The sequence below is a fragment of the Galactobacillus timonensis genome (genome assembly GCF_900240265.1).
Taxonomy (GTDB): Bacteria; Bacillota_I; Bacilli_A; order Erysipelotrichales; family Erysipelotrichaceae; genus Bulleidia; species Bulleidia timonensis.
In genome coordinates this window covers 410,920-432,250 of record NZ_LT964739.1, presented here as the reverse complement: position 1 = coordinate 432,250, position 21,331 = coordinate 410,920, and the positions used below count along the sequence as shown (strand labels likewise).

Here is a 21,331-nt window from a genome sequence, read left to right as displayed (position 1 = left end):
CATGTTATCGAAGGCTTCTTCTACAATGTTTAATGTTTTGGGAGATAACATGAGGACGTTTCAGGTATTGCTGTTCTTTATCGGCCTGTCATTGGACGGGTTCGTGCTGATGATGAACAAAGGGGCTACGGTGCGCAATCTTACAGTGCGGCGGGGCCTTCTGTATGCGCTGATCTTTGCCTGCACAGGTGCGGCGGCAGTGGCGCTCGGCTATGGTTTTTCGCTTCTGTTTGTAGGAGATATGGGGCAGAAGTTCCGGGTGGAACTTGGCTGTCTGATTCTGCTGGCGATCGGCATGTATCTGATGATGCATGCGTGGCACTATACGCGGCAGGAGGAGCGGCTGGATAAGGACTTTGATCTGCGTCAGTGTTTCCATCTGGCTTTGTTTTCGAGCATTGATCTTCTGTTCCTTGCGGTTGCCTTTTCGCTGTTCGGCATTTCCTTCGTAACAGGAGTGTGCCTGGCATTTGTGGTTTCGTTTGTTACAATAGTGGTTGCATTGTATATCGGTTATACGCGGGGAAGTGCTTATACCAGAGTCGTCGGTATGAGCGGCGGTGCCCTGATGGTTTGTCTGGCTCTGTATCTGCAGGTCGTATACGTGTTCTTGAAGTGAGGGCGAATGGAAAATCACAAGGGGATGATGCGCAGCTTTCTTTGTGAAAATCTGCGTGATCTGATGCGGAAAAATGTGTTTGAAAAGATTACGATCAAGCAGATCTGTGATCAGACTGGTGTCATCCGAGCTACCTTTTACAATTATTTTGAGGATAAATATGATTGCCTGAATGCGATCGTTTATGCGGATGTATGCGAAAGCTACATCACCAATGTTTCGCAGGAACAGATGGCTCAGATCGTTGACAGTATTCTGAAGACGGTGGCAGAGAACCGTGATTTTTATCGGGCTGCGTACAATGTGACGGGTCAGAACAGCTTTGAAGGCATGGTTCATGATAATCTGGCGCTTTTGCTGGAAGCGTACTTTAAAAAGTACCGCCGGGCGGGGCATCTGGATAAGTACTCTAACCGTTATTTATCGGGATATTATGCGGCGGCCCTTTCCTATAATCTGCATGAGTTTGTGTTTCAAAGAGAGACACCGGACAGTGTGCATGAGATGCGGACGCGGATTATGGATCTGATGAGTAATTCGATGGAAGATTTTCTTGTGATTCAGGATGGTGGAAGTGCTCATTGAGTGCTTCCTTTTTTTGCTTGTAAACAGACTGTTGGAAAATTGATAAATAATTGAAAATTAAGCATTACACTTGTGTGTCAGGAGGCAGGTAAAATGGCGGCGAAAATATTAATCGCTGACGATGAATGCGATATTGTTTCTATGCTCGGAAGTTTTTTTGAGGGTAAGGGATTTTTTGTCCTGCCCGCCTATAATGGCGCGGACGCACTAAAGCAAGTGGAACATAATCCGGATATTATTTTGCTTGATATCAATATGCCTGAAATGGACGGGTTGGAAGTTTGCAAGCGTATTCGCGATTATGTTTCCTGTCCGATCCTGTTTCTGACTGCTCGAATTGAGGATGCAGATAAGGTGAAAGGTTTTGCTGCGGGCGGTGATGATTACATTTTGAAGCCCTTTTCACTTGTTGAGCTGGAAGCTCGGGTGCGTGCTCATTTGCGGCGGGAAGCCCGACATAATTTTGAAACGCAAGTCAGGTTTTCCGGAGATCTGACGATTGACTATTCGGAATGCTGCCTGTTCTTTGGCGATAAGCGTATCAGTCTTGCGAAGAAGGAGTTTGATATTTTGGAACTGCTCTCACAAAACCCGGGACAGATCTTTGATAAAGAGCGGATTTATGAGTGCGTATGGGGTTATGACAGCGAGGGCGACAGCAGTGTTGTAGCTGAGCATATCCGCAGAATACGGTCGGCAATTGCTGCATATACGGACCACGTATATATTGAAACGGTTTGGGGGTGCGGTTACAAATGGGTAAAATAGACAGCCACAGGAAGGACTTATCTCTTCGAAAAAGCCTTATTCTCTATGTGATCACATTTGCTGTGCTCGCAGTTGCTTTTTCTGCAGTTGTTTCTATAGTTTGTGAAGGTGCTGCTGAAAAAATCAGATCATCTTATCCTGCGTCCGGTGAAAAGTATTATTTGACGAATGAACAGGGAGAGCAGCTGGGCGAGGGAACTTACATTGGAACAGAACCTGTCCGGATGTCTAAAGCGGACGAGCGTACCATTGCTTTACTGGAGATTTTTCCAGAGTTTTTTACACCGATCTTTTCTGCGCTTTGTATGATTGCTTCTGCGCTGTTATTTTATAGAAATAAGCTGAAAAAACCGCTTGCTGAATTGCGGGTGGCTTCAGAAAAAATATCGAACAGTGACCTGAACTTTTCGATAGACTATGACAGCAAAGATGAGCTGGGGCAGCTATGCACGTCTTTTGAACTGATGCGGGCAACCCTTGCCAATAATTTTTCTACAATGTGGCGTCAGGCGGAGGAACGAAAAGCACTCAACGCGGTTTTTGCTCATGAATTGCGTACTCCTCTGACGGTGCTGAAAGGCTGCAGCGAAATACTGCAGGCGAGTGAAAATCCCCAAACCAGGGATACTGCCGTCACAATGGGGAAACATATCTCCCGTATGGAAAACTATGTAAGCAGCATGAGCAGCCTGAGTCGTATGGAAGATACGCAGCCAGAGTACAGGTTGATTAACTTGCAGCAGCTGGTATCTTCTTTGTGTGACAGTGCAAAAATCGTTTGTAAGAAAAGCGAAAAAGAACTTGTTCTACAAAATAACATTCCTGTTTTACAACTGTCTCTTGACAGTGCATTTATCTCACGGGTTTTCAATAACCTGATTTCAAACGCTGTGCGGTATGCTCGGACTTTGGTGACAATATCCTTTGCTGTTCATAATGACGGGCTGCTGATTTCGGTATCGGACGATGGTAAAGGCTTTGATCAAGACAGTCTGCAAAAAGCGGCAAACCCGTATTTCACGCGGGAATGCAATCATTCTGAGCATTTTGGACTTGGATTATATATTTGCAAACTGCTTTGTGAACGTCATAATGGCTATTTGCGCATTCGGAATACCGCTGATGGAGCGAGTGTATCTGCTTATTTCAAATCACTCGCCTTGTAGATAAAAAGTAGATATCTCCCCTTTATACTCTCCGTGAAACAAATGGAGGGTATTTTTATGGAACTGGAAACAATCAGACTGACAAAAAAGTTCGGCTTGAAAACCGCCGTGGACGATTTGAATATCACCTTAACAAATGGGGTCTACGGGCTTCTGGGGGCAAATGGAGCAGGGAAGACAACGCTTATGCGTCTACTCTGCAATATTCAAAATCCTACTTCCGGGAAAATCTTGCTAAACGGAAAAAACATAGTTGGGCTGGGTGAACACTATCGTACTCTATTGGGCTACTTACCTCAGCACTTCGCATATTACCCGGATTTTTCGGCATTTGATTTCCTCCTCTATGTTTCTGCCCTAAAAGGATTGGACGAGATAGCGGCGCGAAAGAAGTCGAAAGAGCTGTTAGAAGCAGTGGACCTGTCAAATGAAGGAAAGCAAAAAATAAAGTCTTTTTCAGGGGGGATGAAGCAGCGTTTAGGTATTGCGCAAGCCATGCTCAATGATCCCCGGATTTTGATATTAGATGAACCGACGGCGGGGCTCGACCCAAAAGAGCGCGTCCGTTTCCGCAATTTGATCAGCGCCTTTTCCCAAAACCGCATTGTGATCCTGTCTACGCATATTGTTTCTGATGTTGAGTTTATCGCCGAGGAAATCATTATGATGAAATCCGGGCGAATTATTCAATTTGGAAATCCGCATGCGATTACTTCACAAATCGACGGTCAAGTATGGGAATGTACAGTTCCGACTGTCTATGCGGAAAAATATGCGGCTGCCTACAATACAAGCAATCTGCGTAACATCAGTGGAAACCAAACGGTTTTACGGATTATTGGAAGTCGTCCGCCTATAGAAAATGTGATAAGCGTGCAGCCCAGGCTGGAAGATTTGTATCTGTTCTATTTCGGAGGGTGTGAAAAGTGAAAAAACTGATTCTTTTTGAACTGCGGAAAATGTTTTCAAAGCGCTTATCTTTGATTGCTCTGATGGGATTACTTTTGTTTTCTGTCTTGATTTCTTTTTCGACCTATCAAAACAAATATGCCTTTGACGGTATAAGGGAAGGTTCAGGGGGAACGGCGGTAGAAATCGACAAGGAAATTGCCGCGAAATACGAGGGAGTACTGACCGATGAAAAAGTACAGAGAATGATGAATGAGTTTGCGCCAACGCATGATCTGCACGGGCTCAATGCAATGTACCTGTATCAAAACGCTGTACAGTCGGCGGTCTTTTCCAGATTCTCTGATAAAGACGGTAATTGGAATGGATTAAGTGTTTCGGATGTGTTTGGCAATGAAACAATCAAAATTGGCTATGTAGACGGTTGGCTTTCAACAAGTAAAAACATGGCGCGGGTTTTTATTGCGCTTGCTCTAGTGATAATCATCATGCTTGCACCGGTTTTCTCCGGCGAATATGAAGGCGTTGACAATATCATTCTGACAAGCAGGTACGGAAAAACTAAATGCGCGAGTGCAAAGGTTGTTGCGGCCATTCTCACCGCAATTAGTACTACCGCACTGGCTGCGGCTGTTAACCTGATTATTGCTCTTGCATTTTACGGGACGGAGGGACTGGATTGCAGTATTCTGTTCGCTCCGGGCGATTACATAGAGGGGCTCATTCCTTTTAATATCACCTGCGGGTCGTTGCTAAGATATCAAATACTGCTGGGGTTTACCTGTGCTCTCAGCGTAACAGGAATTACCCTGCTGATATCTGCAATTAGTAAAAATCAGATTGAGGCTTTGGCGTTATCTGAGGCAATATTTCTTTTCCCGGTTTTTCTTCCGGTCACAGAAGAAAATCCATTGTTCCGATTGATTGCGCTGTTACCCTTGTATCAAGCCCAGGCTGTTTCGCTTTTGTCAGTGGAGAAAATGGGCAATGGTATGCTGTATGCGGTGTGGGCAATTCCATCAGCACTGCTGTTTTTAGGGGTTGGGGGAGCTGTTTCTCGCCATGTATTTGCAAAGCACCAGATTTTATAAAGCGTTTGCGCAGATTCGTTAACAGCGGATTCGTGCAAAGTTAGAACATTGCAGTGGTGAAATGCCAAAATCAAAGCCATTATTTTTAGTCTTTCAGCAGAAACGAGTGCAGGAAACCAATCAGAGTTCCGATGAGGGCGGGAATGATCCAGCAAAGATCAGCGGAAGGAGGGATGGAAGTCAGAAGATTCGTGAGGAAGGGAATGGCGATGCCGGCGGCCTGCAGACCGAGAACAATGGAGACGATGGTCGTGGTGCCAATGGCCCATGGGAAGACTTTTGGAAATGAAGCCAAACGATCTTTGAACAGTCCGAGGATGACGAGGACAATGGCAATGGGGTACAGTGCAACAAGAATCGGTACACTTACTTTTAGAATCTGATCGAGGCCAGAGATACTCATGACGAGGCTGGCGACAGTAAAGAGGATGACCCAGGTTCGATAGGAAATTCTGGAAATTTCGGCAAAGAATTCGGCACAGCTGCACAACAGACCGATGCAGGTTGTTAAGCATGCAAGAATATAAATGATACCCAGGATAAGGATGCCGGTGGTGCCAAAAAGAGCAGATGTAATATTGGTTAATACGTTGGCGCCGTTGGTGGCATTGGGAAAGATGGATCCGCTCAGGGCGCCTAGATTTGCCATCGCTGCATAGATCATAAACAGCAGGAAGCCGGCAATAAGACCTGCTGTGCAGGCTCCACGAATCAGATCGTTTTGTTCGCTGATGTTGCGCTTCTTCAGGTTGAGGACAACGATGTTACCAAAGTTGAGAGCGGCCAGTGTATCCATGGTGTTGTAGCCTTCCAGGAAACCTTGGGTGATGGGAGTAGTGGCATAGTCGGCCTGGGGAGCGGCATAGGTTCCGCTGTAATTGTGGAAGCAGCCGATGAGAAGAATTGCAATCATTGCCAAAAGCAGCGGTCCGAGAATCTTTCCAAGTGTATCCGTGAGGCTGTCTGGATGAAGCGACATGCGTAATGCTATGGCAAAGAAAAGGATGGAGTAAGCGATACGTACCCACATGGGTATCGTATCCATAAAGGGGACGATAGCCATTTCAAAGGAGACTGCGGCATTTCTTGGAATGGCCAGCCCAGGCCCCAGAGCAAGGAAAATCAGAATGGTAAAGATGGTGGAAAAGGTCGTTCCAGCTTTTGAGGAAAGGGTACGCAGGTCTTTGGATTGGGCGATGGCAATGATGCCAAGAACCGGGAAGATGACGGCAGTGATCGCCATTCCGGCGAGACCTTTTCCGGTTGCGGTTCCGGCCTGGAAGCCGAGCCAGGGTGGAAATATGAGATTTCCGGATCCGAAGAACATGGAAAAGAGGGTGATGCCGACGAGGAGAATGTCCTGTGTGGTAAGTCTGTGTTTCATAATCGATGTCCTTTCTTTTCTCTGATCGGATATTCAGTCTGAGAAAAGAAAACCATCGTCTCAGACTGCATTGAGACGATGGATATACACCGCGGTACCACTCAATTTGCATGAATATTTTCATGCCACTCTTCCGGCTCCGACAAGCCATAGGCCTTTAACGCTGCCATGCGTAACAGGTTACTTGTTTCCGTTCGCCTGCAGACTCTGAAGTGACTTCCCTGCTGCGCATATCGTCCGTTTCCACCTTTGTAGGACTCTCTCTGCACTGTTTGCGGCAGGACTTTCTTCATCAACGTCGTTCTGTTTTTGATATTAATCGTCATGGTTATGGTTGTCAATCGTGATTTTTCAGGGGAACAGTGGGATGCTGCGCAGGATCGTTGATTACTGTTCTGATGTGGGTCTTGCGGTGTCTTTCCTAAAGAAATTTTTAGAATTGTAAAAATTGAAGCAGTGAGGAAAGTATGGTTGAATAATTGTACAAAACCGCTCTGCTCCGCGATCTCGAAGAGGAGGAAAAGCTTATGATAATTGAATAATTAATGAAAAAGGATGGAGACTAATGTTAAGAAAAATACTATCTTCAGTTATGGCATTTTCCCTAATGCTTACCCTTCCTAATGGAATAGTTCATGCGGAGGATACGCTTGATGTTCCTCAGGTTGTAACTGAGGAGCAGATGAACTATGAGTTGGGTCCTGAATCTCCCTATGCCGGTCAGTATATTACGTACGGCATTGATGAAAATGGAAATTATGTTCGTTTGTCTGTAACCCCGATCGAAGCCAGATCTGTTACTGCTACAATTGCGATTTACATTGGAAAAATACTGGTTGGATATATTACATCAACGGTTGTTGACGGGATTGTAATCGCGGCGACCGTACAATCAGGTGCAGAATGGGCAGCGGCAGCTATTCAGTCTGTGTTGAATAAACCGTATAGTTCGATAGTCACGATCCCGAAAGAAACTGTCTGTATGGGATATCCGATGTATGGATGGAAACCGGAGTACTGCCGATGAAGTCAGATAAGAAATTGAAGATTGTTGGTATTCTTGGCTTCATTACTGGCGTTGTAATCTACATTGTGGTTCATTACGTTTTATGAAGTTGAACCCTGCGGCTGTGAGGCAGCTTTGTTGAAAACGGCTCAGGTGACACAATGAGTTTGAACCTCCCTTCGTTTCGATGCGTCAGATGGTTCTCTGACGTGACGATAGCGAGCGGGGAGATATGGTTTTGGGTATACTGCAGTGAGAAATAATTCTCGCTGCTTTTATATTGTGGTGGACCGAAAATGATGATAGTTGTCGAGGGTGTCTCGCGGTGCTTACCGGAAGCGACGTCTGTAATGGTGCTTGATGTGCTTGCGTCTATCTGCCTGAATGCTAAGCAGTTAGGCGTGCAGGAGGATTGGAGGCAGTGATAAGATTAACCCGTGGTTTTACTTTGGAACAGATGGATGGGGAACGATGGTTACTGGCTGATCTGGGGATCGGATCCGGGCAAAAAAAGAGATGGAAGAGCTGAAGAATGAAGGTTATGACGCGGAAGAAACATTCCATAACGGCAGCCTTGGAACGATAGGTGTACATATCTATCATCTGAAACGGAAATAAAAAAACGCAGCGGAACGGCTGCGTTTTCCTTAACTGAAATAAACGTATGGATCCTGCGGGGCAGTGTAGTACTGAACAGCATCAGCGTAGAGGACGACAGTTTTTCCACCGCCTTCGAGGTCGACGGTTTTCAGCTTTCCTTTGACCTTGTACCAGTCGTCCTTTTTCATTTCATTGATCTTGACGCCGGTAACCGTAATGCCGCAGAGGCTGGTGTCTGCCTGGCAGCACACCATAGCCCGCCGCCCGAGGACGAAGGACTGATGATAGCCGGGAATATCTTCGGCATAGGCGCCGCGGAGGATGACTTCTTTGCCTTCGTATTTTTCGGGATCATCCATGACATCCATGTACCAGAGGCCGTAGTCATCGTCCTGAATGTCGATGACGGGGGCGTTGAAATCGAAGGGGAGAGTTCCTCCCTTGAATTCGCAAGGCTCTCCAAAGTTTCCTTCATAGAAGATCTGGGCACGTTTATTGATGGCCTTGATGTTGCCGCGGAACATGGTGCCGGACATGTCGGGCGTGCAGCGGTTGACGATGATGACGTCGCTGTAGCGCAGCTGCTCAAACATCATGGAGCGCATGTTCTGGATGTAGGAGGCGAAGGTGCTTCCGTCGACCGTCGTCAGTATTTCGACGAGGGGCCAGAAGTCGGGCATGTCTTTGAGGACGGTTTCCGTCAGCGGCTCGCTTCCGTTCCATTCGATGAAGACCTGAAACGGGTGATAAATGGTGTCGAGTTCGCGGCACTTTTCAGCTGTCAGAACGTTAACGTCGTCATACGTTTCAAGAAATGCGTTGTGCGACGTGAGAAATTCTTCATCGAATTCAGTGTCACCTTCTTCGAAGCGCAGGATCAGCGTGCGTCCCGCACCTTCCATGAACTGAGGATCATTGAGAGTGTCGCGGATCAGCGTTGTTTTTCCGGAATCAAGAAAGCCGGTAAAGACGTAGACAGGTGTCGGCATCAATGGACTCCGAAGAGGTTCTTCATCTGCTCGACATCGACATGTTCGCCGATGACAGTGATGAGGCCGGTGTAGGCGGCGCTTCCTTCACGGATATCGGTATCGCCCGGAACATAGTCGAAGAAGAGCCAGCCGCCGTCTTTGGACGGTACGATGCCCTTGGCGCGGACAATGTTGTCGGGCAGCTGCTTGAGGGCAGCTTCAATTTCTTCTTTTGAATATTTGTTGATGGTTTCGATGCCGATGGAGTCAAAGACATCATCCGCATCCAGACCGTCATGGTGATGGTGGTGATGATGCTCGTGTTCATCTTCGTCGGCGCCGAGATGGATACGGTTGCCTTCGCTCAGGCCTTCATTTGCCTTTGCTTCGGCATCGTCATCGTGGTGATGATGGTGTTCATGTTCCTCATGGTCATGATCATGGTGATGCTCGTGCTCATGTTCGTGATCATCCTCATCGTCGTCATCATCAGGCTCGATGGCTTCAATGCCTGCCGGGAAGCCGTCGGAGGAGCCCGTCATGGCTTCGAAGATGGCGGCGCCGGTCAGCTCGTCCCATGGCGTCGTGATGATACGCGCATCCGGGTTGAGTTCGCGGATAATATCGAGATCTTCCTGGATCTTTGCTTCGTCGACCATCTGAGTACGGGAGAGGATGACGCAGGAAGCGGTCGCAATCTGATCGTCGAAGAACTCCTTGAAGTTCTTGTGATAGGTCTTGCAGCGCTTGGCATCAACGACGGTGCTGTAGCTGTCAAGCTCAAGGCCGTCAACCGACTTGACGATACCGAGGATGTCGGACAGTTTGCCGACGCCGGACGGCTCGATCAGAATGTGATCGGGATGGTAGGTGTCACGTACCTTTGCAAGTGCAGTCTGGAAGTCGCCCTGCAGCGTGCAGCAGATGCAGCCGCCGTTGACTTCGTTGACGATGATGCCGGCATCTTTGAGGAATCCTCCGTCGATGCCGATTTCGCCGAATTCATTTTCGACGAGGACAACCTTTTCATTTTTGAATACGTCTTTGAGAAGTTTCTGAATCAATGTTGTTTTCCCTGCTCCGAGAAAACCTGAGATGACGTTTACTTTTGTCATATCTGCCTCACTTTCGTTGCGCTAATCATTATAGCAATGCCTTTCTTTCTGTCGCCTTCTGTGCTTTGACAATCTCGCGATATCGACCAGATGACAAGAAAACCGCACTTCTGTTGAAATGCGGTTTTGATCTGTTATGGTGCGGCAAGCGGGATTTGAACCCGCACGGATCTCTCCACACGCCCCTCAAGCGTGCGTGTCTACCGTTCCACCACTGCCGCGTGCCTGATTATTATATACAGGCTGTGTTTCGTTCGTCAAAGGAAAATGCGTAGATATGCTGTGTCAATGTTATGACTGACGCTATGCGCAGATGTCATAGTATGCCTTTCTGGTTGCTGGAACCGTTTTTTTCTAAAGAATTCGTCAGGATAAGCATGCTTGTGCTGGCGCAGGCGGCATCGTTTACGAAACCCGGCAAAACAACCTTGGCGATTTTCTTGGAAACTGGAGGTGTTTTTTTGGGATGAAACACGATTTGTTGGGCACAGTGTCCGCCGGATCGTGCTTCTTTTTTTGACTGTTCCTGTATACTTTGACTATGACGATGTATAGGAACATGGGGCAGTGTTTCTTTATAGCAGTGCTGAGCGGATCGCTGCTTTTGGCGGGCTGTGGTAAGCCGCAGACGGCGACGGTGGTTGATGATCCTTCCACGTATGCGCCGGAAGAAACATTGACGCTGAGCAGTGAATATTACTATCTTGAGGATCTGGATACGGGCAGTGTCCTGCTGGATGAGGGCAGTATTCAGCGGATGTTTCCGGCGAGTCTCACTAAGATGATGACAGCGATTGTTGCGCTCGAGAACATTCCGGATCCGGAAAATGTGACGATTGAGATTACGCGGACGACGCTGGCGGGGTTGATTGAGGCAAGCGCCAATCGGGCAGGCTACTGGTATGGTGATACGCCGACGGCGCTGGATCTGATTTATGGTGTCTTATTGCCGAGTGGAGCGGACTGCTGCCGGGCGCTGGCGCTCTATGTCAGCGGCAGTGAAGAGGCGTTTGTTGATCTGATGAATCAGAAGGCGCAGGAGCTTGGGATGCTTGATACCCACTTCGTTAATACGACGGGCCTGCATGATGATAACCACTATTCGACGTGCCGGGATCTTGCGAAGCTGCTGAAGTACTGTATGCAGAATGAAACGTTCATGGAAGTGATCCATACGCGGAAATATGTGTCGACGCCGGTGAAGACGTATCCTGACGGGCTGTCGATGGATAATTATGTGCTGTTCTATCTCGATGAATATGATCCGGCATGGGATACGCATTTTTCGATCCCGGGTTTTATCGGCGGCAAGGGCGGCTATACGATTGAGGCGCGTCACTGTCTGGCGAGTCTTTGTGATGCGGGCAGTCTGCACCTTCTGCTGATCAATGCCCATGCCTACAAGGAGCCGTATTATTATCCGGCGGCGATTGAGGATGCGGCCACGATCTATAACTATTACGGTGCGCATTACGCGTATGAGGAGCCGGTCGTTGCAGGAAACCCGGTGGTATCTCTCCGGGTGCGCAATGGCGATATGACGCAGGTTGAGGCGGTGGCGGCAGAGACGGTTGCGGGCATTCTTCCATCAGATTCCAGTCTGCATGTTTATGTGGATGTGCCTGAAGTTATCGATGCGCCGGTGAGCGAAGGTACCGTCATCGGTAAGGTGCAGATCTATGCCTATGATCGTCTGTATGCTGAGAGTGACCTGTATCTGGATACGACGGTGACGAAGACGTTTGCCGGCAGTGTACGTACGCTGCTGCAGGAAAAGGGCGGTGCGCTTGCGCTGCTTGCGGGTGTTGCGGTGATGTTGCTTGTGCTGGTTCGAAAATCGCGGCGCAGGAAATAAATGAGACAGTTACTGAAATGGTGCTGTGCCGGCTCTGGCTGAACGCGGGAGCCGGTTTTTGCGTGGAAAGCTTTCCTACGGATCTGGCAAAAGCGGGGAATGAATTATGCAATATAGCTTAAATCCACTTGTTACATGTATTTTTGCATCAAATATCTAATAAAAGATATATGACACAAAATTAACAAATCTGTTTATTTGACATTGACAAATATTGATCCTAGTATCTGATGCGATCGTTTATTATTCTTCGGTTTTTGGGAAGGAGGCAGGCGATGAAGAGATTGAATGGATTGTTATTATCAACGTTGTTGCTGATGAATCTGGTCAGCCCATATACAGCGGTTTATGCAGAAGATACTGGAAGCGGTACGACGACCGTGGAAACGACCGGGCCGACGGAGTCGACAGATACTGCCGATACGGGAACATCCACGGATTCTTCCGATAACGGTACAGATACTGGTACAGACGCCGCAGACACAGAAACAACCGGAACGACAGACGGCGCAACAACGGAAACCGGGACAACGGATACAACCGGATCCGATCAGGAACCTGCGTCGGGAGATGTAGAAAATACCGATGGGACGCAGACGGATTCTGCTGACACAAATGCGACCGCGGATGATGCGGCTGCTTTAAATGCGGAGCCGGAGGAAACAGAAGTCACAACCGCCTCACAGACCTATACCGCGGAAACGGCGTCACATATTCAGGTTACGGCTGTCGCCGATGCAGGCGCCTTTGCACAGGATGTGACGATGAAGGTGAGTGACCTTAAGAGTGCGGATGCGATGGCGATTGCGCAGCAGGTTCTTGGGGCCGGCACCGTGGATGCGACAGGCGTCAATATCACGTTCTATGATGCAGATAACGCGGAAGTGGAGCCGGTTAAGACGGATGCGGTCCACGTGACAATTTCGTTTCCTTCCAATGCGACGGTAGATGGTGATGAGTTCTATCTGCTGCATCAGGATGATTCGGGGAAGGTCAGTGAAGTCACCGACGCAAAAGTTGATGATACCGGAGCGGAGTTTGCGGCTTCGTCGTTTTCAAACTATGTTGTTGGCTCCATCAGCAGCGGCTATGATACGACGGTAAAGGGTACCTTTGACCATGCGCAGGTGGCCATTGCGGCATGGAACCAGGGTTATAACGGCAATAATGTCTATGATGATACGAGCAATGCGGATCTGGTTCCTCTGACGCCGATCACCAGCGGTGAAACGGTAACTTTGAAGAGTTTCCGCAGCGGCAACAATGTGCGGGGTAACCTGCTGGTGTTTGCCAAGGCGGAGGACGGGTATCTGATTACGGGTCTCAACTCCAGTAATTCGCTGAACAACTTCTATCCGATTGAAGGTTTGAATGGAAACTTCAGCGGCTATGGCTCCATTGCAAATTATGCGGGATTCAAAAACCTGATTCAGCGGGCAAATGCAGAAGGATATCAGATCGTGTTCGGCTATTACCGTGCCGCTGACAATAATGCTGGAATTGAGTTCAAGGTTGATACGGAGCCGGTCGGCATCAGTGTCTCGGCAAAGAGCGATAAGGAAAAGGTTCTACCGGGAGACACCATCACTGTTACAGCAACGATCACGCCTACTGAGACGAAGACGAAGGGGATCACGGTTTCTTTGACCAGTGGTGCAACCTATGCAGAGATCGATGGGACGTCGATTGAGATTTCGAGCCTTGCGAAGACGGGAAGTGGTACATGGACCGGAAGCTTTTCCTATACGGTGACTGCAGAAGACTGTGCGAAGCAGGCGGTGAACTTTAATATCTATTCCGGATTGACGTATTCCTATTCTTTCCCTGACGCCAAATTTACTACTTCTGTGGCACAGACCGGCAGCGCCAGTGTGTCGGTCCCGATTGAGTCACAGACAATACTGATTCAGGGTAAGGATGATACGGTTACTTATGATGGAAAGGAACACAGTCTTTCTGGATTTACCGTGAACGGAACCGAGGTCGAGGCAGGTACAAATTCAATAAATGTGACCCTCAATGGTACGACGTATCAGGTTACCGGTTTGAGCAATGTAACCAATGAAATGGCTCAAGGCACAAAGGTCGGAACCTACACCAATACAGTTTCCACACCTGACGGTGCAATCAAGGTTAATACCTCTCAGGGGAGGGATGTTACGACTGGGTTTCATATCAGCGTTGCGCCGGGCACTCTCACTATCAAAAAGCGTCAGGTAACCCTTGAATCAGCCGGCGATACGAAAGAGTATGACGGAACTGCGCTGACGAATGATCAGGTGACGGTCGGCGGTGATGGTTTCGTGGATGGTGAAGTCAGCAGCGTTAAGGCGACGGGCTCGATTACGAAAGTAGGCAGTGCCGACAATTCGATCAGCTATACGACAAAGGATCGTTTTAATGAAAATAACTATTCGATTTCAATGAAGCCAGGAAAACTGACGATAACGTCAAATACATCCGAAATCACGTTGACGGTGAAGGACGCCGGGAAGGTCTATGACGGAACAGCATTGACTTCGACTGCCATTACAACAAGCAAAGGTCTGCCGGATGGAATGACCGTTTCCGCTACAACGGACGGTACGATCACTAATGTGGGCTACGTTGCCAATAACATCACTTCCTATACGATCAAGGACAGTGCCGGTACTGATGTGACGAAATATTTTTCAAATGTCATAACAGTGCCGGGTGTGCTGACGGTTACAAAGCGCTCCGTAACGCTGACGTCACAGGGAGCTGAAAAAGCTTATGACGGTACACCTTTGACATCATCGGGTGTGACGGTTGGAGGCGATGGCTTTGTGCCGGGTGAAGTCAGTGATATTAAGGCAAGCGGCACCATTACCAAAGTCGGCAGAGTTACGAATACGATCACCTATATGCCTAATTCCGGTTTTATTGCGGACAACTATGAAATCGAGATGAATGAGGGAATACTGGCAGTTACTCCGAATACGACTGTGATCACGATTCAGGCTGACAATGCCAGCAAGATTTACGATGGTACGGCGTTAACGTCGAACCAGTATACGGTGTCCAATCTTCCGGATGGCTTTCAAGTAGAGGCAGAAACTGCCGGCTCGATAACCAGTGTCGGAGTGGCCTTTAACACAATCACCGGCTATCAGATCTTCAATACCAACAACAATAACGAGGATGTAACGGATCAGTTTTCAGGCGTGACGCTGAAAAATGGGACGTTGACTATTCTGAAGCGCAGCGTAAAACTAACATCCCAGAGTGCGAGCAAAGTGTATGACGGTAAGGCGTTGACGGCGCCGGATGTGACGGTGAGCGGCGATGGCTTTGCGGCGGGTGAAGTCAGTAATATTACGGCGACGGGAACGATTACAACGTCTGGCAGCGTAATCAATACGATCACATATACGACGGCAGAGGGATTCAAACCTGATAATTATACGATTGAGATGGAACAGGGAACGTTGACGGTCCTTGCCAACAGGGGTGAAATTGTCATTACAGCCGGCAGTGCGACGAAGATTTATGATGGGAAAGCATTGACGGAAAGCGGCGCGGACGTTGCGGGTCTGCCTTCCGGTTTTACAATTTCCGTTATGACATCCGGCAGTATTACCGATGTTGGAAGCGTCAAGAATACGGTTGATTCGTACATCATCAAAGACAGCAACGGAAATGAAGTAACAACAGAGTTTACAAATATTAAGACCAATGACGGGACGCTGACTGTGACAAAGCGCCCGGTAGGTTTGATTTCGCAGAGTGTAACCCGGGAATATAACGGCAAGGAGCTGACAGCACCGACGGTAACGATAGAAGGCTATGGTTTCGTGGACGGTGAGGTTAGTGAAATCGCAGCTACAGGAGCTGCTACGAATGTTACCGATGAAAACGGTGTGGTCAACGCGATCAGCTATAAAACAGCGGAGAGTTTTAAAGCGGATAACTATGAGATCTACAAAAAGGAGGGTACTTTGAAGATTACGAAGGCTTCCAATACATTCGTGATCATCGCTGATTCTCCTTATAAGGATTATGACGGTGAGCCGCTGACGGCGACATACTCCGTGATTGTTCCGAGTGGATTTGACGGATATTCGGCGACGGCTAAGCTGACGCTTCATGGATCCTCGGTTTCTTCGGATGATGCGCAGTCGATTACGGATGCAGGATCGGCCTATGTCATGGTGACATCCTATAAGCTGCTGGATGCGGCAAAGCAGGATGTGACAAAAAACTTCGAGGATCCGCTGGTAATCGATGGCGAGCTGAATGTGTATCCGCGGTTGTTGATTCTGACTTCAGCCAGTGACACAAAGGAATATGATGGAACTCCTCTTGCGGATTCGACGGTAACGGTCGGTGGTGATGGATTTGCGCCGGGTGAGAGCTTTGATATTTATGCAAGCGGCTCGCAGACGGAGGTCGGAGATTCGCCCAATACGATCCCGGATCTTTCGACGCTGAAGGAGAAATATCCGGCAGGTTTCAAACTGTCCAACTACAGTGTTGTTCCGATTGAGGGAACATTGAGCGTGACACAGAATACGTCGCCGATTGTTGTTACGGCTGCGTCACAGGTGAAGATCTATGATGGTAAGCCGCTGACGTCGGGCCTGTATTCGGTGTCGGGTCTTCCGGAGGGATTTTCGACAGAGGCCGAACTGGCAGGTTCGGTGACGAATGTTACGGATTATGCGGAAGGCAATCATACAGTGTCTTCAGTGAAGATTCTGCGCAATGGTGAGGATGTGACGAGCAACTTCAGTAATATTACGACGGTGAGCGGGACGCTGCGGATTGTGCCTGCTTCTCTGGCGGTCGAACCAGTGGCAGATACGGTCTATAACGGGCAGGAACAGAAACTGATACCGAACGTTGCATATGACGTTGGTACGTCACAGTACGCTTCTTCCGCCAAACGGGCGGCTTCATCTTTGGGCGGAATATCTTTCCTGGTAAGGGCTTTGTCATTTGAAAACGGCGCGGATCCGTCTGCACCTGTACCTGTGAAAGGTACGGATTATACGTTGAGTTATTCGGTTGTGTCGGGTGACTTTGTGAATGCCGGCTCCGTAATTCAGGTGACGGTGACGGCTGTGGATGGCGGCAACTATTCCGGGACCGTCTCCGAGGAGTATAAGATCGTTCCGAGAAAGCTGAGCGTAGTGACATACAGCGCATCAAAGGACTATGACGGTACGGCGCTGACAGCTGGCGGCAGTCTGAGCGGAGCGGTGGAAAGTGATGGTCTGCGTCTGGTGATGACCGGCTCCCAGACATCGGCAGGATCGTCGGACAATACCTATGTCATTGACTATGGCAGTGCGTTGGCTACCAACTATGAGATTGAGAGTGAGTCGCTTGGTACGCTGACGGTGTTTGCGCTGGCGGCGAAGGAGGCTGGCCGCACATGCCAGGACGATGGCTATGGGGACGGCTATGTTTGGAATGAAGCTGCGCAAGCATGTGTTCTGGAGAGTGCTCCGCCGGTTTCGAGCAGGAAGCTCAGTCCCCAGACCGGTGTAACCGGAAGCGGTGAATGAAAATGTGGCGCCCTGATGAATGGTGTTCGGGGCGTCTTGTTTATGTGCGGCGCGGTTGTCAATTGGCATCAGGATATTTATAATTAACAACGTTTCGAGTGAGGTGGATGATGGATTATCAGAAGGTCATTAATATCGCTGTGATTGCGCACGTAGACGCCGGAAAGTCGACGCTTGTTAACGCATTTCTGAAGCAGTCGCATGTCTTTAAGGATAACGAGAAGGTTGTGGACTGCATCATGGATTCCAATGCACTCGAGCGTGAAAGAGGCATCACGATCTATTCCAAGAACTGCTCGGTACAGTATAAGGACTATAAGATCAATATCGTTGATACGCCGGGGCATGCGGACTTCTCTTCGGAAGTGGAACGCATTATCCGTACGGTTGATACGGTAATTCTGCTGGTCGATTCCGCTGAGGGACCGATGCCGCAGACGCGTTTCGTTCTGCAGAAGTCGCTGGAGATCGGTCTGCGTCCGATTCTTCTTATTAATAAGATGGATAAGCCGGATCAGCGGGCGGACCAGGTCGTTGATGAGGTCTATGATCTGTTCCTGGACCTGAATGCGACGGATGATCAGCTGGATTTCCCGATTCTTTATGGCGTCGCCCGTGAGGGCATTGTTCGCTATGACTGGAACAAGGATACGAACAATGACATTGTGCCGCTGTTTGAGACGATTCTTGCCCATACGCAGGCTTATCCGGATCTGCGTGATGAGCCGGTACAGATGCAGGTATGCGCCCTTGCCTATGATGACTATATTGGTCGTCTGGGCATTGGACGTATCTATAAGGGTACGCTGAAGGCGGCAACGGACTATGAAGTATGCAATGCCGAAGGAAAGACCGGAAAAGGACGGACGAATCAGATCTTTGTATATAAGGGCCTGTCGCGGATTGATGTGCCGGAGATTCAGTGCGGCGAAATCTGCATGATTTCGGGTATTCCGGACATCTCGATCGGTGATACGCTGTGCCCGGTCGGTCAGCCTGATCCGCTGCCGATGATCAAGGTCGAAGAGCCGACGCTGTCCATGAACTTCATGGTGAACGATTCTCCGTTTGCGGGACAGAGCGGCAAATATGTGACGTCGCGCAATATCCGTGAACGTCTGCAGAAGGAACTGGAAGTCAACGTCGGTCTGCGTGTTGAAGAGACGGATTCGACGGATACGTTCAAGGTATCGGGCCGCGGTGAGCTGCATCTGACGATTCTTCTGGAGCAGATGCGCCGCGAGGGCTATGAGGTCGCCGTTTCGAAGCCGCAGGTCATTCTGCGTAAGATTGACGGCGTTACCTGTGAGCCGGTCGAAGAGGTTGTGATCGATGTTCCGGATAACTATTCGGGCGCTGTCATTTCGTCGCTGAACCTTCGCAAGGGTCTTCTGACAGATATGGAAAATGAAGGTTCCTATACGAAGATTACGTACATGGTTCCGACGCGCGGCCTGATCGGCTATCGTTCGCAGTTCATTAACCTGACGCATGGTGAGGGTACGATTGTGCAGCGTCTGGCGGATTATGAACCGTGGAAGGGGGATATTCCGCAGCGTGAGAACGGTGCTCTGATTTCGACGGAAACGGGTACGGCCATGACGTATGCGCTCTGGAATATTCAGGAGCGTGGTCAGCTGTTCATCGGTCCGCAGACGCCGGTTTATGAGGGAATGATCATTGGTGTTTCGGCAAAGAATATGGATATGGGTGTCAACCCCATCAAGAACAAGCATATGACGTCCATCCGCTCCACGGGTGCAGATGAGGCGATGAAGTTGGTTCCGCCCCGTATTCTGACGCTCGAGTCTGCGATCGAGTTCATCAATGATGATGAGCTGGTTGAGATTACGCCGACGGACATCCGTGTGCGCAAGCGGTATCTGACGGAGATTGACCGCCGTCGTCATGCGCGTGCGCTTGGCAAGCTTGCCAAGGAAGAGGAAGAGGCCTGAGAAATCGGGCTTCTTTTTTTAGGCTTCTTCACAGGCACAATTTTCGTCCTGCCAAAAGAAAAGGCGGCTTTCCCCGCCTGAAAATGTTGATGGAGATATTTGTGTCGACCATCACAATCATTGTTTTGATAACCTTTCTTCTTTAAGGGAGGTTTCATCTGCTGCAGAATCTTCCGGAAGACTGCCTGCAAGGCTGTCAAGGAGTGCAGCACGATCATGGTTCGGCTATGTCAGCGTTGCGATTACTTTGCCGTTCATTGTGATATAGATATCGGTCTGGGAAACCAAATCAAGATATTTGCCCATATTCGTTTTAAACTCTGTGGCTGTCACCTTCATGATATACCTCCTCTTTATGGCCAAAATATAAACGATCGTCAAAAAGCGAACAATATATATCGATCAATATTAGATGTTTGATATTGCGAATGGGTTGCGAAGCATCCTTGGCACTGTGGCAGTATTCAGTGTTCTTTGCATTAAAACATGGTTGCGGGCAATCTGCTGGGCGGATCAGGCAGCATGGACGCTTGGGGCGCTCTTTCTGATTCCGGTATGCAAGGCGTGTCTGAAACATGTGAAGGAGGATATCCTGCATAGATCTCTGAATCTTGCGAATGACACAGAATAAAGGCTCCGTGCATTATTGCCCGGAGCCCGTACCTTTCCCAACTTAATCAATATAGCATAAAAAAACTTGAATGTAAGGGGTTACAATTATCGGATTATCGATTATAAAAAGGGTGTAAGAAGAGGGTATCAAAAGAGAAAGGTCACAGCATCACCGTTACCCTCTGGGAGGCCATAGAAATATGCGTAGACCGGGTATTCGAGGAGGCAGCGCCGCCTGAATTAAAATCTGCTGGCGAGCCTGCATAAAAAATGGAGCAGTACGTCTGCTGATGGGACCATGGTGGTCCAGACACTGCATAGCTGCAGAGAATGTGATGAGAAGAAATGAGGACGGTATGGTGCCGGACAAGTATTCTCATAGATCAGTATGGATGTACAATTTATCTCCAATAAGTCGATTTCGGATATGGTGCTGCAGCTGAGCTGTGTACGCGCGGACACAAAATCCCGGAATTGCAAGCAGACGTTGAGTCAAAGGAACCTGCAGTAGAGATGCGGGTTCCTTTTATGATGAAGCGACAGATGCAAAATGCTATAATTTTAACAAGCGGAGGGTTTGAATATGCGCTGTGCAATTGTTCTGGCTGCGGGGTTTGAAGACTGCGAGGCCATGATTACGATTGATATTCTGCGTCGGGCGAAGGTTTCTGTCGATCTTGTCGCAGAGGGTGAGAGCCTTGAGGTGCTTACGTCTCATGGCGTGAAGCTGATGGCAGAGAAGCTTCTGAAGGATACGGATCTGTCGTCGTATGATGTGCTGATTCTTCCGGGAGGAAAGCTTGGGACCCAGAACCTTGAAGCCAATGATGCGGTGAAGGATGCGGTAACGAAGCAGGTAGAAAGCAGAAAACTGATGTGCGCGATCTGTGCGGCGCCGTCGATTCTCGGTCATCTGGGACTGCTCAAGGGGCGGAAGTATACGTGCTTCCCGGGCTTTGATGATGAAAGCTACGGCGGCAGCTATCAGATGGAACTTGCGGTGCAGGATGGCAATGTCATTACGGGCCGCGGTATGGGGGCGACGATTGAGTTTGCGCGGATGATCGTAAAGAATATTGCGCCCGAGGCGCTGGATCATGTGGATTACGGGATTCAGTATGAGCATCGCTTCCGTGATCTGAAGCAGAATTGAGACGGGGTTGT

The 21,331-nt window shown here is 48.8% G+C and carries 17 protein-coding genes, 1 tRNA gene and 1 other annotated feature; of the genes, 13 read left to right on the top strand and 5 right to left on the bottom strand.

What is annotated here, in order from left to right; all coding sequences use genetic code 11:
- The first annotated feature begins 49 nt into the window (after positions 1–49).
- The 6 genes from C1714_RS01995 (at position 50) to C1714_RS01970 (ending at position 5,138) form a co-directional block, all read left to right on the top strand.
- On the top strand, positions 50–619 hold the full coding sequence (locus C1714_RS01995; RefSeq protein WP_167849894.1) for a manganese efflux pump MntP: 570 nt from the start codon (positions 50–52) through the stop codon (positions 617–619).
- Positions 620–625: 6 nt separating this feature from the next.
- Positions 626–1,204: a TetR/AcrR family transcriptional regulator C-terminal domain-containing protein gene (locus C1714_RS01990; protein ID WP_102341617.1), complete on the top strand. Its 579-nt coding sequence runs from the start codon at positions 626–628 to the stop codon at positions 1,202–1,204.
- 93 nt (positions 1,205–1,297) lie between these two features.
- Positions 1,298–1,972, top strand: a complete 675-nt coding sequence (locus C1714_RS01985; protein WP_102341616.1) for a response regulator transcription factor — start codon at positions 1,298–1,300, stop codon at positions 1,970–1,972.
- On the top strand, positions 1,960–3,138 hold the full coding sequence (locus tag C1714_RS01980) for a HAMP domain-containing sensor histidine kinase (protein WP_102341615.1): 1,179 nt from the start codon (positions 1,960–1,962) through the stop codon (positions 3,136–3,138). Before C1714_RS01985 ends, C1714_RS01980 begins: the two co-directional genes overlap by 13 nt.
- 57 nt (positions 3,139–3,195) lie before the next feature.
- A complete protein-coding gene (locus tag C1714_RS01975; protein ID WP_102341614.1) occupies positions 3,196–4,068 on the top strand; it encodes an ABC transporter ATP-binding protein in 873 nt (290 codons plus the stop codon).
- The gene (locus C1714_RS01970) at positions 4,065–5,138 is read left to right on the top strand and encodes an ABC transporter permease (RefSeq protein WP_102341613.1); all 1,074 of its coding nucleotides are present in this window, start codon (positions 4,065–4,067) and stop codon (positions 5,136–5,138) included. The genes C1714_RS01975 and C1714_RS01970 overlap by 4 nt, the downstream gene beginning before the upstream one ends.
- 85 nt (positions 5,139–5,223) lie before the next feature.
- Here the strand turns inward: C1714_RS01970 and brnQ are convergent, their stop codons facing one another.
- On the bottom strand, positions 5,224–6,522 hold the full coding sequence (brnQ, locus tag C1714_RS01965) for a branched-chain amino acid transport system II carrier protein (RefSeq protein ID WP_102341612.1): 1,299 nt from the start codon (positions 6,520–6,522) through the stop codon (positions 5,224–5,226).
- A gap of 68 nt (positions 6,523–6,590) precedes the next feature.
- Positions 6,591–6,827 (bottom strand) — a binding site (T-box leader).
- A gap of 260 nt (positions 6,828–7,087) precedes the next feature.
- On the opposite strand from brnQ, the gene C1714_RS01955 reads away from it, so the two are divergent.
- Entirely contained in the window at positions 7,088–7,549 is a 462-nt protein-coding gene (locus C1714_RS01955; RefSeq protein ID WP_102341610.1) for a hypothetical protein, read from the top strand.
- Positions 7,550–8,175: 626 nt separating this feature from the next.
- Here the strand turns inward: C1714_RS01955 and C1714_RS01950 are convergent.
- The 3 genes from C1714_RS01950 to C1714_RS01940 form a co-directional block, all read right to left on the bottom strand.
- Positions 8,176–9,117, bottom strand: coding sequence for a TIGR03943 family putative permease subunit (locus tag C1714_RS01950; RefSeq protein WP_102341609.1), 942 nt, complete (start codon positions 9,115–9,117; stop codon positions 8,176–8,178).
- Complete coding sequence (locus tag C1714_RS01945) at positions 9,117–10,214, bottom strand: CobW family GTP-binding protein (protein ID WP_102341608.1); 1,098 nt, start codon at positions 10,212–10,214, stop codon at positions 9,117–9,119. Before C1714_RS01945 ends, C1714_RS01950 begins: the two co-directional genes overlap by 1 nt.
- 137 nt (positions 10,215–10,351) lie before the next feature.
- Positions 10,352–10,435: transfer RNA gene (locus tag C1714_RS01940), tRNA-Leu, on the bottom strand.
- Between the two features lie 72 nt (positions 10,436–10,507).
- Here C1714_RS01940 and C1714_RS13930 point away from each other — a divergent pair.
- The 4 genes from C1714_RS13930 to typA all read left to right on the top strand — a co-directional run bounded on the left by C1714_RS13930 (position 10,508) and on the right by typA (position 19,555).
- Positions 10,508–10,684 carry a hypothetical protein gene (locus C1714_RS13930; RefSeq protein WP_167849893.1) on the top strand — a complete coding sequence of 59 codons (177 nt, stop codon included), beginning with the start codon at positions 10,508–10,510 and terminating at the stop codon, positions 10,682–10,684.
- Positions 10,685–10,755: 71 nt separating this feature from the next.
- Complete coding sequence (locus C1714_RS01935) at positions 10,756–12,069, top strand: D-alanyl-D-alanine carboxypeptidase family protein (protein ID WP_102341607.1); 1,314 nt, start codon at positions 10,756–10,758, stop codon at positions 12,067–12,069.
- Between the two features lie 275 nt (positions 12,070–12,344).
- A complete protein-coding gene (locus tag C1714_RS01930; protein WP_135567865.1) occupies positions 12,345–17,600 on the top strand; it encodes a beta strand repeat-containing protein in 5,256 nt (1,751 codons plus the stop codon).
- 107 nt (positions 17,601–17,707) lie between these two features.
- Positions 17,708–19,555: a translational GTPase TypA gene (gene typA / locus C1714_RS01925; RefSeq protein WP_102341605.1), complete on the top strand. Its 1,848-nt coding sequence runs from the start codon at positions 17,708–17,710 to the stop codon at positions 19,553–19,555.
- Between the two features lie 225 nt (positions 19,556–19,780).
- Here typA and C1714_RS14195 read toward each other — a convergent pair whose 3' ends face one another.
- The gene (locus C1714_RS14195; RefSeq protein WP_210115232.1) at positions 19,781–19,894 is read right to left on the bottom strand and encodes a type II toxin-antitoxin system prevent-host-death family antitoxin; all 114 of its coding nucleotides are present in this window, start codon (positions 19,892–19,894) and stop codon (positions 19,781–19,783) included.
- A gap of 115 nt (positions 19,895–20,009) precedes the next feature.
- On the opposite strand from C1714_RS14195, the gene C1714_RS13925 reads away from it, so the two are divergent.
- Positions 20,010–20,186 carry a hypothetical protein gene (locus C1714_RS13925; RefSeq protein ID WP_167849892.1) on the top strand — a complete coding sequence of 59 codons (177 nt, stop codon included), beginning with the start codon at positions 20,010–20,012 and terminating at the stop codon, positions 20,184–20,186.
- A 564-nt stretch (positions 20,187–20,750) separates the two neighbouring features.
- Positions 20,751–21,320, top strand: coding sequence for a DJ-1 family glyoxalase III (locus tag C1714_RS01910; protein WP_102341603.1), 570 nt, complete (start codon positions 20,751–20,753; stop codon positions 21,318–21,320).
- The last annotated feature ends 11 nt before the right edge of the window (positions 21,321–21,331 follow it).

Coding starts and splice junctions, on each gene's coding strand:
- C1714_RS01995 (WP_167849894.1), top strand. CDS start 50: ATGAGGACGTTTCAGGTATTGCTGTTCTTTATCGGCCTGTCATTGGAC.
- C1714_RS01990 (WP_102341617.1), top strand. CDS start 626: ATGGAAAATCACAAGGGGATGATGCGCAGCTTTCTTTGTGAAAATCTG.
- C1714_RS01985 (WP_102341616.1), top strand. CDS start 1,298: ATGGCGGCGAAAATATTAATCGCTGACGATGAATGCGATATTGTTTCT.
- C1714_RS01980 (WP_102341615.1), top strand. CDS start 1,960: ATGGGTAAAATAGACAGCCACAGGAAGGACTTATCTCTTCGAAAAAGC.
- C1714_RS01975 (WP_102341614.1), top strand. CDS start 3,196: ATGGAACTGGAAACAATCAGACTGACAAAAAAGTTCGGCTTGAAAACC.
- brnQ (WP_102341612.1), bottom strand. CDS start 6,522: ATGAAACACAGACTTACCACACAGGACATTCTCCTCGTCGGCATCACC.
- C1714_RS01955 (WP_102341610.1), top strand. CDS start 7,088: ATGTTAAGAAAAATACTATCTTCAGTTATGGCATTTTCCCTAATGCTT.
- C1714_RS01950 (WP_102341609.1), bottom strand. CDS start 9,117: ATGCCGACACCTGTCTACGTCTTTACCGGCTTTCTTGATTCCGGAAAA.
- C1714_RS01945 (WP_102341608.1), bottom strand. CDS start 10,214: ATGACAAAAGTAAACGTCATCTCAGGTTTTCTCGGAGCAGGGAAAACA.
- C1714_RS13930 (WP_167849893.1), top strand. CDS start 10,508: ATGACTGACGCTATGCGCAGATGTCATAGTATGCCTTTCTGGTTGCTG.
- C1714_RS01935 (WP_102341607.1), top strand. CDS start 10,756: ATGACGATGTATAGGAACATGGGGCAGTGTTTCTTTATAGCAGTGCTG.
- C1714_RS01930 (WP_135567865.1), top strand. CDS start 12,345: ATGAAGAGATTGAATGGATTGTTATTATCAACGTTGTTGCTGATGAAT.
- typA (WP_102341605.1), top strand. CDS start 17,708: ATGATGGATTATCAGAAGGTCATTAATATCGCTGTGATTGCGCACGTA.
- C1714_RS14195 (WP_210115232.1), bottom strand. CDS start 19,894: ATGAAGGTGACAGCCACAGAGTTTAAAACGAATATGGGCAAATATCTT.
- C1714_RS01910 (WP_102341603.1), top strand. CDS start 20,751: ATGCGCTGTGCAATTGTTCTGGCTGCGGGGTTTGAAGACTGCGAGGCC.